Raw genomic sequence first — 15,825 nt, 5'->3', positions numbered from 1 at the left:
ATAGGGTAGCGCTTTGCGACTATGTCCTTCATTTTGTGAACTAAGTCGTGACGTTATCCGGCTGCGCTATTTCTCAGAGTGATACACAACATCTCTTTTTGATAATCGCGCAAAACATAAGACGGCCCGGTTTACGTTATCCTGACCCCTTTTCTGGATTTACCTCACATATCCAGCCTCCTTTTTACTCCTCCCTGCTAAATGGCACAGCCATTGCTTTCAACCGGTTATCTTTTCTGGTTGCTGGAGCATAAATAAGATGGATACAGTGCTGGTGGGCAAGGAAGTACCCCGCGTAGACGGGCTTGCTAAAGTCACGGGTAAAGCGATTTACGGCGATGATATCAGGATGAAAGGCATGCTATTTGGCGTATGCCGCTATGTTGATATCGCCGCCGGACGCGTTGATTCTGTTGATTTTTCCGATGCTGAAAACGTACCCGGCGTCGTCAAAATTGCGACATGGAAGGATGTTCCTGGCCAGCGCAAACTCGGGGCCATTATTCCAGATTATCCGCCTCTGATTGAAAATGAAATTGCCTATCGGGGCGATGTGATCGCCGTGGTCGCGGCTGAAACCTATGAGGCGGCCTGCATTGCCGTCGATAAGATCAAGGTTAGCTACACGCCCTGGGTGCCGATTACTTCTCCTGAAGAAGCCATGAAGCCGGGTGCTCGTTTGATTCACAGCGAGCTGGACAGCAACATTATTAATCACCATCACACGGTTAAAGGCGATATCGACGCCGGTTTTGCCGCATCCACGCATATTTTCGAACGCGAGTACGAGGTCGGTTTTCAGGAGCATGGCTATATTGAGCCTGAATCAGTCACGGCGTATCTGGATGATAATGAACAGATTATGACCATTGCCGGGTCGATTCAAAACGCGCACCGTACCCGCACTATTGTCGCCACGTATCTCAACCTTCCTCAGGCTAAGGTCAACGTCAGGCGCTCGGTGCTGGGCGGTTCGTTTGGCGGGAAAGATGACATCATTGATAACCTGTCCTGTCGCGCATCGCTGCTGGTGCATCTGACCGGGCGTCCGGTGAAAATTTCATACAACCGCGAACAGTCCATGCGTGAGAGCTACAAACGCCATCCTTACAAAATGAAGTATCGCATTGGTCTGGATGATGATGCCCGTATTCAGGCGATAAAAATCGACATTATTGCCGATGGCGGTAGCTACTCGGGCCAGACGATGTTCGTGACCTGGCGTAGCTCCGTTCAGGCGGCAGGCCCTTACAATATCCCCAACGTGCGCGTCGATGTGACCGGGGTCTACACCAACAATAACTATACCTCGGCCTACCGGGGCTATGGTGCGCCACAGGTGATCTTTGCCAACGAATCCCTGATGGATGAAGTGGCTGAGCTGATGGGGCTCTCTCCCGTCGAACTGCGTCTGCGTAATGTTCTCAAGCAGGGCGATACCAGCATGGCGGGACAGGTGTTCAGTGAACATACCGTCTCCGCGCAGCAGGTGCTGGAGACGTCGCTGCGTAAAGCCGAGTACGAGGCGAAACGGGCTCACTACCAGCAGCTTAACGCAAAAGGTGGGCCGATCCGCTACGGCATTGGCTTTGCGTTAAGCCATCGCGGCTGCTCTCTTGGGGCCGAAGGTCTTGACGCCTCTTCCGCGTTAATTCAGGTCAACGCCGACGGCAGTATTAATATTTCCACCTCCGTGTCTGAGAACGGACAGGGATTACAGACCACCATGTCGCTGCTGGCGGCGGAGGCCTTTGGCATCGGGCTGGAACGCGTGATGTTTACCGAGCCTGCGACGGCCATGATAGCCGATGGCGGTTCCACGGTGGCTTCCCGCGGAACGCTGATGGGCGGGCAGGCGATTCTCAGCGCGGCCAATAAAATTAAGAAACGCATGGCGGCGGCGATCAAAGAGACGCTACAGGCAGAGGGGATTGACGATCTTGTCTGGCAGGAGGGAAAAGTCTTCCATCGGGCGCATCCTGAACGAAGTCTCAGCTTCCAGCAGGTTGTGGATATGACCAAAGCCACGGGCGAAAACTTATCCTCTTACGGCTGGCACGTTGCACCTCCCATCCACTGGGATGAAGAAAAAGGCAGCGGGAGTCCCTATTTTACCTGGGTCTACGGCTGCCAGCTCGCCGACGTCGCGGTCGATATCCGCACGGGTAAAGTGACGGTCAATAACGTTGTGGCGACGCACGACGTGGGCAAAGTTATCAACCCGGTGGGTTTTGTCGGCCAGGTATACGGTGGCGTTATGCAGGGCATGATTGGTTACGGCATGCTTGAGGACTTCAATACCGAACACGGTATCGTCAAGTCGGAAAACTTTGACACCTATCTGCTACCCACCATTAAAGATATGCCGAACATAAACGTTGTCGCCGTTGAAAATTACGACAAAGCGGGGCCAATGGGCGGTAAGGTCATTGGCGAGCCGGTGCTGGAGCTTGGCGCAGCGGCGTTAAATAATGCCGTCAGCTTTGCCATCGAACGCCGCAACCGCGTGCTGCCGCTGACGCTTGAACAGGTACGACTGGGATATAACCTGAAGAAACCCGAGCGTCAGAGCGAACAGATGCTGGATTCCGGTGATAAAAAGCAGGTGCAGCGCCTCAATTCCCTGTCGCTGATCGTGCCAAAAACGTTGCAGGAAGCGTTAACGCTGCTGGCGGAAAATAACGCCATGCCGATTGCTGGTGGTACGGATGTTCTGGTGCAGGCCCGTTTTCGCTCTGACAGCGTGCCGCTGGTGAATATTGCCGCACTGCCTGAATTAAAAGCGATCCTTGACGTTGATGGCGGTATTTCCATCGGTGCCGGGGTTTGCTTTACCGATCTGGTGAACCATCCGTTGATCCAGCAGCGCTATCCTCTGCTGGTGACCGCCTGTAAAACCGTGGGTTCGCTGCAGCTGCGCAACCGGGCCACCGTCGGCGGGAATATTGTCAACGCCGCGCCCTGCGCCGACTCAATGCCACCCCTGATTATCTACGACGCGGAAGTTGAGCTGCACAGCGTGCGGGGCATGCGGCGTATGCCGGTCAGCGAGTTTGTGACCGGCGGATACCGCACCGTTCTTGAAACTGGTGAACTTCTGACGCGCTTTATCATCCCGGCGCCGATGAAACAGCCCCTGTTAAACCGCTACTTACAGCTTGGTCGTCGCAATGCGCTGAATATCACCCGTCAGAGCCTGACCGGCCAGTTCAGCCTGGACGCCACTGGCATTGTTCAGGTCTGTCGACTGGTGGACGGGGCGCTGATGAGTAAACCGCAGCGGTTAGCCGACGTCGAGCAGGCGCTGGTTGGTCAGCCCCTGAATACAGAAACGATTGAACGCGCTGCGGCCGTTCTGAGCGATCTGATAGAAAAAGCCATCGGTGGGCGCTGGTCTGCACCTTACAAAATTCCCGTATTTATCGATATGTTCCGGCAGATGCTGCTGGAAGTCATGTCCGAGCAGAAACAATAAGGAGCCATGAACATGAACCGTATTGAGCTTAAAGTGAATGGTATCCGCGTTGTTCGCGATGTTGAAGATAACCTGCGACTGATCGATTTTCTGCGTGAAGATCTGCAGCTGACCGGCACCAAAGAAGGCTGTTCTGTCGGGGAGTGTGGTGCCTGCACCGTGATTATGGACGGGAAATCCGTCTGCTCATGCCTGCTCCTTGCTGCGCAGTGTCAGGGGGCTGAGGTGACCACGGTTGAGGCACTTTACGAGGATCCGGTAGGCAGACGTCTGCAGAATGCTTTTATCCGCCACGGCGGCGTCCAGTGCGGTTTTTGCACGCCCGGCGTGTTAATGAGCACGAAAGCGCTACTGGATGTAAACCCGTCCCCGAGCGATGAGGAACTCAAGGAAGCGCTTGAGGGTAATCTCTGCCGCTGCACGGGATATCAGCCCATCATTACGTCCATTAAAGCCGTTCTGAAGGCGTAACGATCAACGCACGCCGCCGCGATAAGCGGCGGTGGCGTGGAGGGATCCTGATGAAGAATACGAAGGAGTGCATTATTCTGGCGGCGGGCCTTTCCCGGCGTATGGGCAAATGGAAAATGATGATGCCGTGGGGAGCGGGAACCATTCTGGATAGCGCCCTGGACAGTGCATTATCATTTTGCGATCGGGTTGTGCTCGTTACCGGATTCCGGGGAGATGAGCTGAGAAGTTATTACCAGGAACATCCGAAAATCGATGTGGTTTTCAATCCGGACTACAGGGCCGGAATGTTCTCGTCTATCCAGCGTGGCGTGGCGTCAATAACATCGTCGCGCTTTTTTCTTGCCCTGGGAGATATGCCTGAGGTCAAACCCAGCGTCTACAGGACGCTATGGCAGCATCGTGAGGAAGGCATTTGTCTTATTCCTGGATACGATCGGGGTAAAGGCCATCCCGTCCTGTTGCCTGAGGAAGCGATAGCCATGATCAAGCATGCACCGGAAGGCGAAACGCTTAAAGATATTATCCATCAATTGGGGACGCATGTGGTCCCCGTTAGCGAGCAGGGTATCCACTGGGACGTCGATACCCCGGCACAGTATGAGGCGCTCGCGCAGCTTACGTTTCTGCAATGAAAAATGACAGGGGTTGAATCCCCTGTCATTACCCGCGCATCCCCAACCTGTCGTTCGTATTACTCCTCCTGCGCCGGCTGCGACAATTGCCGATCCTTTTGAACCTTACGCAGCAGCAGCCACATTCTGACGGTCCTGACGGCCATATTGCGGGCCGCAGTGCTGGGGGGTAGCGGATCGGGGACGAGGGCATCGTGAGACACCTTGAAGGGCACGCTACCGTTAAGCGTCAGGTTAGCGACGATAGCGGTCAGCGTACCAATGGTGATACCGCTATGCAGAAAGAGCTGCACCATCGGCGGGAACTGGTGAAACAGATTAGGCACCAGCACCGGTAGCATGCCAATGCCGAGGGTCAGTGCGACCACCATACCGTTATTATTATTTCGATAATTGACCTGGCCCAGGGTACGAATGCCGGAGACGGCAACCATGCCAAACATCACAATACCGGCACCGCCCAGAACCGGTTTGGGTATCAATACCACCAGCGCCGCCATCTTGGCGAACAGGCCCATCACAATCAGGATGACGCCGGACACCGAAACCACAAAGCGGCTGCGTACCCCGGTAAGGCCAATCAGCCCGACGTTTTGTGCAAAGGCGGCATAGGGGAACAGATTGAAAAATCCGCAAATCGTGGTTGCCAGCCCGCAGGTATTCAGACCGTTGCGTAACATTCTGGCATCGACTTTCTTGCCCACGATATCGCCGGTCGCCATCATGGATGACATGGTTTCAACCATCACCACCACCATGACCATCGACAGCAACGCGACGGGAATAAGGTGAAATTCAGGCCTGGCAAACTGCATCACCCTTGGCAGATGGAACCAGGGCGTCGCGTTGACAAGGTTAAAATCCAGCGGTTTAAAAAAACACCACAGGACGGTACACAGGATCAGCCCTATCAGTACCGAGGTATTTTTAAGCACCCCGGAGGCGAAGGTGTAGATATTGAGAATAATGACCAGCGTGATGGCCGCCATTAACAGGGCGAACGGCTGGCCGAAACCGTGCATTTCGCTGTTACCTCCGCCAATCCACCCGCCTGCAACCGGTAAAATCGACAGGCCGATCAGCGTCACGATGCCGCCCATCACGACCTTCGGGAAAAAGCGGATCAGTTTACTGATCCAGGGCGCGCAGCAGAGGATGAAAATCCCCGAAACCACCACGGCCCCGGAAATGCCGCCTATGCCGTACTCCTTACCAATCAGTACCATCGGGATCAGGGCGGCAAAGGTACAGCCCTGTATCAGCGGTAGCTTACAGCCCAGCCACTGCGTGACGCCCAGAGACTGCACGATGGTGGCGAAGCCGCAGATGAACAGGTCGGCGCTGATCAGTAAAATAATATGTTCTGCGGGCAAACCCACCGCGTTACCCACCACCAACGGAACGGCCACCGCACCGGCATACATCACCAGCACATGTTGAAGGCCATAGAGAACCATTTGTGTGAAGGGGAGAACCTCATCAACCGGCGCGGTTGATGTCGTGGAGCCTGAGGCCGGAGTGGCAATATCTTTCATGACGTTGTTATCTCCTGTACGACTTCGCTCTGGTATGGATGAACCGAGACGAAGTTACGATTCGAAGGTCGCTGCCTCCCTGAGCTGATGCCATCATCAGCGTGCGGTGCGCACTGAGTCTGATATGCGCAAGCTGTGCCAGGAAATGCACGTACTGGCTATCGAAATGTATATTTGTGAAATAAATCACGAGTCGCTAAATAGAGTGGCGGAAGAAAAAGGGAGAAGGACGTTTTTATCAGGGGAACAGAAATAACAAGTATCACATTGAGATAAAAGCGCTCTCATTTTGGTATTGAATGCTGCGTGGAAAGTTATATCCCCTGCATCCGGCGGCGCAGGGGATATTTTCTTTGAGGTGGCTCGCAACAATGATTCCCGCATAAATAAAAAGAGAAAAAACGCCTGATTATTGCATCGCGATCCAGGTGTGAGTTTTTAAAATAATAAAAGGGAAGCCAATGAATAACTTTATCGTTGCCGATGCCGAGAATTGTATTGGTTGCCATGCCTGTGAGGTAGCCTGTGTCACGTCGCACAATCAGGACGACTGGCCCCGGCAGCGTACTGATTTTCTCCCGCGCATTCGCGTTTTCTTCCACCGTCACGCCAGCAGCGCCACGACCTGCCATCACTGTCACGACGCGCCCTGCGTCTCATCCTGTCCGACCCAGGCCTTGTGCTATGCCAGTAACAGCGTTCAGTTTAACGAATCTCTGTGCATTGGCTGTAAGAACTGTGTTGTTGCCTGCCCATTTGGCGCCATTGAAATGGCTGCCAGAGATGAGGATGCGCCGCTGCTGGCACAAAAGTGCGATCTCTGCCGCCAGCATCCCTCCGGGGAACAGGCCTGCGTCGCCGCCTGTCCCACCCGGGCGCTGCGGCTGATGGATGAAACCGGCCTGAATCAACTGCGTCGTGAACGCCAGATCCGTTCGGCGACAGGGCAGCCGCTGCCGTCCACGCGTGGCGCGCAGCGTAAGGCTATCCTCGATAAAGCCCCGCGCATTGGGGCGAAAAAAGTGGACGCCGCGGTCAGAAAAACGCACTTCGAAGAGATTTATCAACGGCTGGGTGAATGTGATGCCGACTATGAGAGCGAGCGCTGTCTCTACTGTTCCCGTAAAGCGTGGTGTAACTGGACCTGCCCGCTGCACAACCATATCCCTGATTTTATCCGCCTTGTTAAAGAAGGCCGTGTTATTGAGGCGGCGGAACTGTGTCATCAAAGTAGCTCTCTGCCGGAAATTTGCGGCCGCGTTTGTCCTCAGGACCGGCTCTGTGAAGGGGCCTGCACCCTCAAAAACGAAGGGGGTTCGGTCGCGATTGGCAATCTTGAACGGTACATCACCGATACCGCGCTGGCGATGGGCTGGCGACCTGCGGTGGGAGAGGTGACGCCGCGTAAAGAGCGGGTGGCGGTTATCGGTGCCGGTCCCGCCGGGCTGGGCTGTGCGGATATTCTGGCGCGTGCAGGGGTGCAGGTTGACGTTTTTGACCGTCATCCGGAAATTGGCGGCCTTCTGACCTTCGGCATTCCGCCGTTTAAGCTGGATAAACATGTGCTCGCCGTGCGCCGCGAAATCTTTAGCAATATGGGCATTCAGTTCCATCTTAATCAGGAGGTTGGGCGTGATGTTGCCTTCAACGAGCTGGTAGAAAAATACGATGCCGTTTTCCTGGGCGTGGGGACCTACGGCCTGATGGCGGCCGGCCTGGAAGGCGAGGAGGCACCCGGCGTGATTCAGGCGCTGCCGTTCCTGATCGCCAGCACCCGTCAGGTGATGGGGCTTGAGGAGGACGCCGGGTCGCCGCTAACGGAGATAAAGGGCAAGCGTGTCGTGGTACTTGGCGGTGGCGATACGGCGATGGACTGCCTGCGCACCGCCGTGCGGCGCGGGGCGGAAAGTGTCACCTGCGCATACCGTCGCGATGAACTGAGTATGCCAGGCTCGAAAAAAGAGGTGGTGAACGCCAGGGAAGAGGGCGTTGAGTTTCAGTTCAACGTCCAGCCGCAGTATATCCAGCGCAGTCGCAAAGGCCAGGTGACCGCCGTCGGCATGATCCGCACGGCAATGGGGGAACCCGGGCCGGACGGTCGCCGTCGTCCGCAGCCGGTTGCCGGGTCTGAATTTGAACTGCCTGCCGATGTGCTGATCATGGCTTTTGGTTTCCAGGCTCACGATATGCCGTGGCTGCGTGGTCACGACATCCGGCTGGATCGCTGGGGGCAAATTTGTACCGGGGGCAAAGGGCGTGGCACCACCCAAACCAGCAACGACAAGATCTTCGCCGGAGGCGATGCGGTCACGGGGGCGGATCTGGTTGTGACCGCCATGATGGCCGGACGCCGTGCCGCTGATGAGATGCTGACCCTGTTTAAACGCAAGGAGGGAGTATGACCAGCTTTATTGTCGCCAGCGCGCAGGCCTGTATTGGCTGTCGGACCTGTGAAGTTGCCTGCGCTCTGGAGCATGTGACCGCAGGCGCGGAGTTTCACCCGCGCCTGAAGGTCATGCGCCTTAATACGCTCAGCGTTCCGGTGATGTGTCATCAATGTGAGAATGCGCCCTGCGTGAGGGCGTGTCCGACCGGGGCGTTAACCATCGGGCCAGAGAGAGTCGAAGCCAGCGCCGGGCGCTGCATCGGCTGCCAGAGCTGTGTGACGGCCTGTCCGTTTGGGGCGATCGCCATTGAGGTCAGCGCCGGGCACGCTCCGGTGATTGTGAAATGCGATCTCTGCACCGGGCGGCAGAGCGGCCCGGCCTGCGTCGCCGTTTGCCCGACGGCGGCCCTGAATAAAATGACCGAGCCTCAGCTGACCGCGCTGCAAAAGCAGCGCAATATCGCCACCGCAGCGCTGCTCACCCTCTAGAACTCTCTGGATAAAAAAGCCCGGACCTGGTGGACCGGGCTGGGGCTATTGACCAGAAGGACGCATCAGGGCAGAGCGTCCATTCGCTCCCACATTTTTTTCGCCACCTTCTGCGCTTCTTTGAAGATGGCCGCACAGTCGAACGTAAACCGGCGGTCCTCGTAGATCATTTTTCCGTTAACCATCACGCTATGCACGCTGCCCGCACCCAGGCCGAAAGCGATATGGCCCGCGATATTGTCAGCGATAAGCGGCGTGGGTGGCAGATAGTCACAGATGGTGAGATCGGCCTTATAGCCCACTTCAAGACGGCCAAAGCGGGCATCAAAGTTGCGACTCAGCAATTCATTCCCGTTGCTCAGCGCGCGGGCAAAGCTGTCCGGCCACAGCGGTCCGCCGGCATCACGATGTTTGAAGAAGGCAAATTTCATCTCTTCAAACATATCAGAGCCAATACCGTCCGTGCCCAGCGCCAGATTGCGGATCTGCGGCAACCGGGGGTTGTAGCCAACGTGATTATTCATATTTGAACGGGCGTTATGTACCAGGAAGCCGTCCCGGGCGTTGAGCAGTTCGATATCCGCGTCGGAAAGGTACAAGCCGTGCGCAATCAGCGTTTTACTGTCGATAAGGTCAAACTCTGCCAGCCTGATCAGCAGGTCTTTACCGTAGTGATGATGGCTATGGGAAACATCATAGCGGTCTTCGGCAGCGTGAATATGCAGTCCGCGACCGGTCGCCTTCAGCCCTTCGCTAAGCATAGAGAGCCCGTCATCGGAAACGGTGAAGGGCGCGTGGGCGCCAATATGGGCCTCGACCAGATATGGCTCGTTGCCTTTCTGCCGTGCGGCGTCGATCTCTCGGGCGAAGCGGATATTCTCCTCGACGCCCGCCTGCAGTTCACTGAGACCGTCGTTACGGTCGGTGGTTTCGTAGCAGGTCATACCGCGCAGTCCGACCCTGAGGAAGGCGTTACGCAGCTGGCTCAGAGAGCCGGCGATATAGCCCGGAGACGCGTGATGGTCGATCACGGAGGTACAGCCACTGCGCACGGCCTCCAGGGCGCAAATCAGCCCGCTATAGTACAGAGACTCCTCGTCCAGCGCCCGGTCGAGGCGCCACCACAGATTTTTCAGCGTTGAGATAAAGTCCGGGCTGGGGGCGATATTGGCCTGAATACCGCGCGACAGGCCAGAGTAGAAATGGTTGTGAGAACACACCATGCCGGGCATGACCAGCCGACCGTGCATCTCTTTTGTGTGCGCCTGTGGATAGCGCTCTACCAGCCCCGGGCCGATATCCAGGATATGTTCATTTTCGACGGCAATATCAACCTTTTCCCATACTTTCGCCGGATAAATTTGCACGGCCGTCGCGTTTCTCAGAATGACGATACTCATCGTTCAACCTCCCCCAGTAGCGCGTTATGGTGCTGATGGACATGGCTGATAATGCGACAAATCGCATTCAGCTGCGGTGGAATGTCCCTGAACTGACCCCCGTCGTTAATGTCGAGCTGCCAGGTACGATCGTCCTGACGGACGTGAACGCGATGGCCATCGACGAAGAACCCGGGATTGCTGCTGTTGATAAAATCCTGCTCCAGACTGAAGACGGTGGTTTTGTCTTTGTAGGGTTTCCCCTGCCACGGACAGAACTGAGCGCAGTTTCCGCATTCATTGCAGTACGCATCAAGGTGCAACGTCTGATAGCGATTCTGAAAGCCCGGTACCGCCACAGAGACGTTGGCGCGGTTAGGGCACACGTCGACGCACTTGCTGCAGATGTAATTGCACTCCAGACAGCGGCTGACCTCCTGGGCAACAAAGGCGTCGCGATCGTCTTTATCGACGCGATCGATGGCGATAAGACCTTTGCGCAGATAGATATCGGCGGGGTCGACATTGCTCCAGGCCTTATTGCCGTGATGGCTGGCGATATTTTCCCGCGCCAGAATGATATCCGTGGCGCGTCGGGCGTTGCCGATAGCCGAGACGATAGAAGAGGGGCCTCGCTGCACGTCGCCAATCAGGAAGACGCCTGCCTGACGGGTTTCACCATCGGGGCTTACCTCCGGCCAGCCCTGCGCATCCAGTGGAATGCCCATTGCCGCCAGCGCCTCGCAGTCCTGCTGTTCGCCTATGGCCGTGATCAGCATATCGATATGCAGGGTGCGGGTTTCATCGGTTGCAACCGGACGACGACGACCTTTTTCATCGGGCTCGCCCAGTGCCATAACCCGCACGATCAGCGTGCCGTCAGCGTTGAACTGCTCCGGGTTACTGAGCCACTGGAACTGCACGCCGTCCTGCAGGGCTTCTTCGTACTCTTCACGCCAGGCCGGCATCTCCTGCCGCGAGCGACGATAGATAATGGTGGCCGTTTCCACTCCGGGAATACGAAGTGCCGCACGGGCGCAGTCCATGGCGGTATTACCCGCACCCACGATGGCGACGTGCCTGCCCGGTTGCAGGCTGTCGCCGCGATTGAACTCGCGCAGGAACTGCAGCGAGGTGTAGATATTCTGGTTGTCACCGGACAGCGTCACGCCGCTGTTTTTTTCCGTGCCGGTTCCCACCAGCACATAGCGAAAGCCCTGCCGCTGCAGTTTCTCAACGGTCAGATGCGGGTCGCAGCCGTACTCAATCTTCACGCCATGATTGACCACGAAATCAATATCCTGCTGAATCAGCTCGCCGGGGATACGGAATGCGGGAATGACGTTTTTCACCACGCCACCGGCACTGGCCTCACGTTCAAACAGCGTCACCGAATGACCCGCCCGGGCAAGGAAATAGCCCGCAGCCAGTCCCGCCGGGCCGGCACCAATGACCGCGACCGGATGCATAGCGCCGGATCCCGCCGGTTTATGCCAGCGCTTCTGGTACTCCTCCCAGCCCTTCTCAAGCGCCACTTTTTTCAGTTCGCGGATATTCAGGGCGCTGTCGTAGTCCAGGCGGGTGCAGTTGTACTGACACTGATGATCGCAGATATGGCCGGTGATCGCCGGTAGCGCATTCCGTTGATAGATCAGCTCCAGCGCGTCGGCGTAGCGATGCTCGCCCAGCAGGCGAATATATTCCGGGATATCCTGCTTGATGGCGCAGGCGGTGACGCAGGGAGCGACATAGCAGTCGGTCATCGGCAGCGGCCTGGCAACGTCAATACGGTCTTCTGGTTTCCATTGCTTCTGGGTGTAAGCCATGCTGACGGCTTTTTCCGCCAGCGCGTTCAGACGTGCGACATCGACCTGCGTCATATCCCAGCCGTCGGCGTTTTCCAGTTCGCGCATGCAGGCGCTCAGGCGCAGATAGCCGCCGGGTTTTAGCAGGTCGGTTGCCATGGTGATCGGGCGGATACCCGTTTCAAAAATGTCGCGAATATTCAGCTGGCTGGCACCGCCGGAATAGGAGATAGGCAGCTTGCCGTCGAATTCACGAGAGAGCAGGGCGGCGACGTTAATCGACAGCGGGAACAGGGCCCGGCCGGACATATACATCTCGTTTCCCGGCAGCGCGCCTTTATGGTTGATCGTGCCCAGCGTGTTCGTCAGCTTGACGCCGAAGCCAAGATTGCGCGTTTGTGCCAGCGCAAGCAGACGGGTAAGCATCTCCAGAGCCTGACCTAACTTGAGATCGTGTGCGAAGGACTCTTCGCTAAGGCCAATATAGCCAAAGCCGCAGGTGTCGAGAATTTGACGCACGCGTGGATAGCCCAGCAGGGTCGGGTTGAGCTTGACGAAGGTATTAAGATCCTTCTCCTCCAGCATATAGCGGCAGATGGCTTCAATTTCGTCCGGCGGGCAGCCGTGCATTGTGGAAAGGGTCACGCCATGAACCAGCGTAGCGGGCACCCGCTGGGCCAGGCCCTCCAGCCGCGAGCGGCGCGTTTCCAGTTTGAGACGGGTAATGAACGTTTCGTCATGCACCCAGCGGTTGAGGGTATCCCGGTACTGAGCAAATTTAGGATGGGCGGACGCATCCATCATGCTGTCGATAAATTCCTGCATCGGCGGCTGTTTTATACCGTCGAGGTTGTAGCCAACGCTCATATTGAAAATAAATGATCTGCCGTTCTTATCGGGCGTCAGCGGGAACACCTCTTCCAGGAGATGGAGAATAAACCAGGCCTTAAGGTATTCGTCCCAGGCTTTCTTCAGGGTGAACTCCGTTGACCACTCGGTGTTAAAGCATTCATCTTCTGCGTCGATGCAGGGCTTTTCCAGCTCAAGGCGATCGAGGATCTGCACGGTTTTCAGTTCGATAAACCGTCCGCCGGTGAGCCAGGAGGTGATAATGTTCTGTGCCAGTTGAGTGTGCGGCCCCGCAGCCGGGCCGACAGGCGTTGCGCAATTCTCGCCAAATACGTTGACCTGCTGCGGCGTGTCGGGCGAATAAAACTGCCGTTCGGGGATACCGAATATCGAACCTTGATTCTGATATTCATCGAAAATGCGCGTCAAAAGTTCCTCAAACGGGACGGGACGCATAATGTCTCCCATAACCCTCTCCTTAGATTAATTAGTGGTATCGACATTGCCGGTCTGTTCATCATTCCGACGGAGCGGGAGAGGAGGAGCAACAATCACACCAGTTATTTAATTAAGGCCTTGCCATCTGCTGAAGTTGTGAAGTAAGTCGAAGGTAAGGGGAGCGCGGGGAATAATTTCACGATGGCTTAATGAGAATTAAAATCACTCCTTTTGGCAAGGATGGGTTATTTCTCAAAACTACAGAGAAAATATCACAATGATAATGTGCGGCCTTTTTTATCACGCCGCCTTGTTATATTTGCAATCTGACAAGGCTATCTGGTGCACGTCTTGTCGATATTTGGGGCCGGTAAGATGATGGCGTTCACGCTTTAACGTTGAATCCCGCTAACGTGCACGGATATTGCATTGTGCATAAGATGTTGACGTTATGACTCTCCTTTTGTCCCTGGCTTTTCTCAAACTGAGAATATGCGTAAGGGCAAAGGTGATGCAGGGATGAATCAGAATAACAAACTGGCTGAGGTTGTTATGAATATCTTCGCAGAAGCAGCAAAGCTTGAGGAACAGAACCGTCCATTTGCACTGGCGCAGATTGTAGACAGTCGGGGGTCCACGCCCCGGCATTCAGCGCAGATGCTGGTGCGCAGCGACGGCTCCATAGTGGGCACCATCGGCGGCGGTATGGTTGAGCGCAAGGTCATTGATGAGGCGCTTGAGGCACTAAGCGAAAAGGCGTCGAGAATGTTTCACGGACGAATGGCGCGTAGCGGGAGTGATGCGGTAGGCTCCGACTGTGGCGGTGCAATGACGGTGTACATCAGCGTCCACGGGCTGCGGACGCGTCTGGTGCTGATTGGTGCGGGCCATGTCAATCGCGCCGTTGCCCGGGCGGCAGCGCTGCTGGATTTTGATATTTATGTCGGTGATATTTATGAAGAGAGTCTGAATCCGGACTGTTTTCCTGCATCGGCCAACTTAATCGCGGCAAAAACCTTTGCTGACGTTGTCGATAAAATGGCAGTCCGTGCGGAGGATTTTGTGCTTATCGCGACCAATAATCAGGATCGCGCCGCGCTGGATAAACTGATTGTTCAGCCGGTCGCCTGGCTGGGCCTGCTGGCCAGCCAGCGCAAAGTTCAGGTCTTTTTAAAGCAGATACGCGAGAGCGGCGTTGCGGAGGCTGACATCGCCCGATTGCACGCGCCGGTGGGGTATAACATTGGTGCCGAGACGCCGGAGGAAATTGCCATCAGCGTCCTGGCTGAGCTTCTGCAGGTGAAGAACCATGCCGCTGGTGGCCTGATGATGCAGGACAACCCGCCGCTGCACAGGCTGAAAATTATCGCCGGGGAAGAGTGCCAGTAGGCTAACGTGCCGGGTGAAAACCCGGCACGGCTTTCACTGGCTGATAATCGTCCCCGTTTTTCCTTCAATTCCCTCTTTCGCTTTGCTCAATACGGTAATTAACGCCTTGCGGCCGGGGCGCGAGCGGGCAAAAGCGGCGGCGGCTTCCACTTTCGGCAGCATAGAGCCTTTGGCGAAATGACCCTCGGCGATAAAGCGCTCGGCATCGCTGAGAGAGAGCTTTTCGAGCCACTGTTCATTGGGTTTACCGAAGTTAATGGCGACCTTTTCAACGGCGGTGAGGATAATCAGCATATCGGCATCGATCATCTCCGCCAGCCTGGCGCTGGCCCAGTCCTTATCGACGACCGCACTGGCACCGCGCAGATGTTTGCCCTCGCGAATCACCGGGATCCCGCCGCCACCCACGGTGATGACTACATGGCCGGCATTCATCAGCGTTTTGACCGTCTCTTTTTCGATAATGTCCACGGGCTTCGGTGAGGCGACCACGCGACGATAGCCGCGACCGGCATCCTCGATCATGCTATTGCCCTGCTGAGCCAGCTTTTCAGCCTCTTCTTTACTGAAATAAGAGCCGATAGGTTTCGTCGGATTGCGGAAAGCCTCATCGTTGGCGTCAACTTCGACCTGGGTAATAAGCGTCGCGACCGGCGTATCAAGATTGCGGGAGAGTAGCGCTTCCCGCAGCGCATTTTGCAGATCGTAGCCGATATAGCCCTGGCTCAACGCCACGCACACCGACATCGGCAGCATCGGCGTATGCGCTTCGGTATGGGCGGCAGCTTCGAAGGCGAGATTAATCATCCCCACCTGCGGGCCGTTACCGTGCGTTACCACGACCTGGTGACCCTGGGCAATCAAATCCACAATGGCCTGGGAGGTCTGCTGCACCGCCTGCATTTGCCCGGCAAGATCTTCACCAAGCGCATTCCCGCCCAGGGCGAGAACAATTTTTTTACTCATAGACTCCT

The 15,825-nt window shown here is 56.1% G+C and carries 9 protein-coding genes and 1 pseudogene; 6 read left to right on the top strand and 4 right to left on the bottom strand.

Features of this window, described 5'->3' with window-relative positions:
* Window positions 1-259: 259 nt before the first annotated feature.
* The 3 genes from EDF81_RS05400 to EDF81_RS05390 are packed head-to-tail and all read left to right on the top strand — an operon-like array spanning window position 260 to window position 4,581.
* Window positions 260-3,475: a molybdopterin cofactor-binding domain-containing protein gene (locus EDF81_RS05400; protein WP_123346955.1), complete on the top strand. Its 3,216-nt coding sequence runs from the start codon at window positions 260-262 to the stop codon at window positions 3,473-3,475.
* 12 nt (window positions 3,476-3,487) lie between these two features.
* The gene (locus EDF81_RS05395) at window positions 3,488-3,946 is read left to right on the top strand and encodes a (2Fe-2S)-binding protein (RefSeq protein ID WP_123346953.1); all 459 of its coding nucleotides are present in this window, start codon (window positions 3,488-3,490) and stop codon (window positions 3,944-3,946) included.
* Between the two features lie 44 nt (window positions 3,947-3,990).
* Entirely contained in the window at window positions 3,991-4,581 is a 591-nt protein-coding gene (locus tag EDF81_RS05390) for an NTP transferase domain-containing protein (RefSeq protein WP_404851473.1), read from the top strand.
* A gap of 59 nt (window positions 4,582-4,640) precedes the next feature.
* Here EDF81_RS05390 and EDF81_RS05385 read toward each other — a convergent pair whose 3' ends face one another.
* Entirely contained in the window at window positions 4,641-6,116 is a 1,476-nt protein-coding gene (locus EDF81_RS05385; RefSeq protein ID WP_123346949.1) for a nucleobase:cation symporter-2 family protein, read from the bottom strand.
* Between the two features lie 461 nt (window positions 6,117-6,577).
* Here EDF81_RS05385 and ygfT point away from each other — a divergent pair, with 461 nt between their 5' ends.
* Together ygfT and EDF81_RS05375 are read left to right on the top strand one after the other, a co-directional pair.
* The gene (gene ygfT / locus EDF81_RS05380) at window positions 6,578-8,518 is read left to right on the top strand and encodes a formate-dependent uric acid utilization protein YgfT (protein WP_123346946.1); all 1,941 of its coding nucleotides are present in this window, start codon (window positions 6,578-6,580) and stop codon (window positions 8,516-8,518) included.
* Window positions 8,515-8,991, top strand: coding sequence for a 4Fe-4S dicluster domain-containing protein (locus tag EDF81_RS05375; RefSeq protein ID WP_123346944.1), 477 nt, complete (start codon window positions 8,515-8,517; stop codon window positions 8,989-8,991). Before ygfT ends, EDF81_RS05375 begins: the two co-directional genes overlap by 4 nt.
* A gap of 65 nt (window positions 8,992-9,056) precedes the next feature.
* On the opposite strand, the gene ssnA is transcribed toward EDF81_RS05375, so the two are convergent.
* Window positions 9,057-10,385 carry a putative aminohydrolase SsnA gene (gene ssnA, locus EDF81_RS05370; protein WP_184999483.1) on the bottom strand — a complete coding sequence of 443 codons (1,329 nt, stop codon included), beginning with the start codon at window positions 10,383-10,385 and terminating at the stop codon, window positions 9,057-9,059.
* Window positions 10,386-10,387: 2 nt separating this feature from the next.
* The gene (gene ygfK, locus EDF81_RS05365; protein WP_123346940.1) at window positions 10,388-13,492 is read right to left on the bottom strand and encodes a putative selenate reductase subunit YgfK; all 3,105 of its coding nucleotides are present in this window, start codon (window positions 13,490-13,492) and stop codon (window positions 10,388-10,390) included.
* Between the two features lie 522 nt (window positions 13,493-14,014).
* Between ygfK and EDF81_RS05360 the strand changes: the two are divergent.
* Window positions 14,015-14,836: pseudogene (locus EDF81_RS05360) on the top strand (XdhC family protein); the annotation flags it as partial.
* A 48-nt stretch (window positions 14,837-14,884) separates the two neighbouring features.
* On the opposite strand, the gene arcC reads toward EDF81_RS05360, so the two are convergent.
* The gene (gene arcC / locus EDF81_RS05355) at window positions 14,885-15,817 is read right to left on the bottom strand and encodes a carbamate kinase (RefSeq protein WP_123346938.1); all 933 of its coding nucleotides are present in this window, start codon (window positions 15,815-15,817) and stop codon (window positions 14,885-14,887) included.
* Between the last annotated feature and the right edge of the window lie 8 nt (window positions 15,818-15,825).

Source organism: Enterobacter sp. BIGb0383, assembly GCF_003751845.1.
In the GTDB taxonomy this organism is placed as follows: Bacteria; Pseudomonadota; Gammaproteobacteria; order Enterobacterales; family Enterobacteriaceae; genus BIGb0383.
This window is presented reverse-complemented; position numbering and strand designations above follow the sequence as displayed.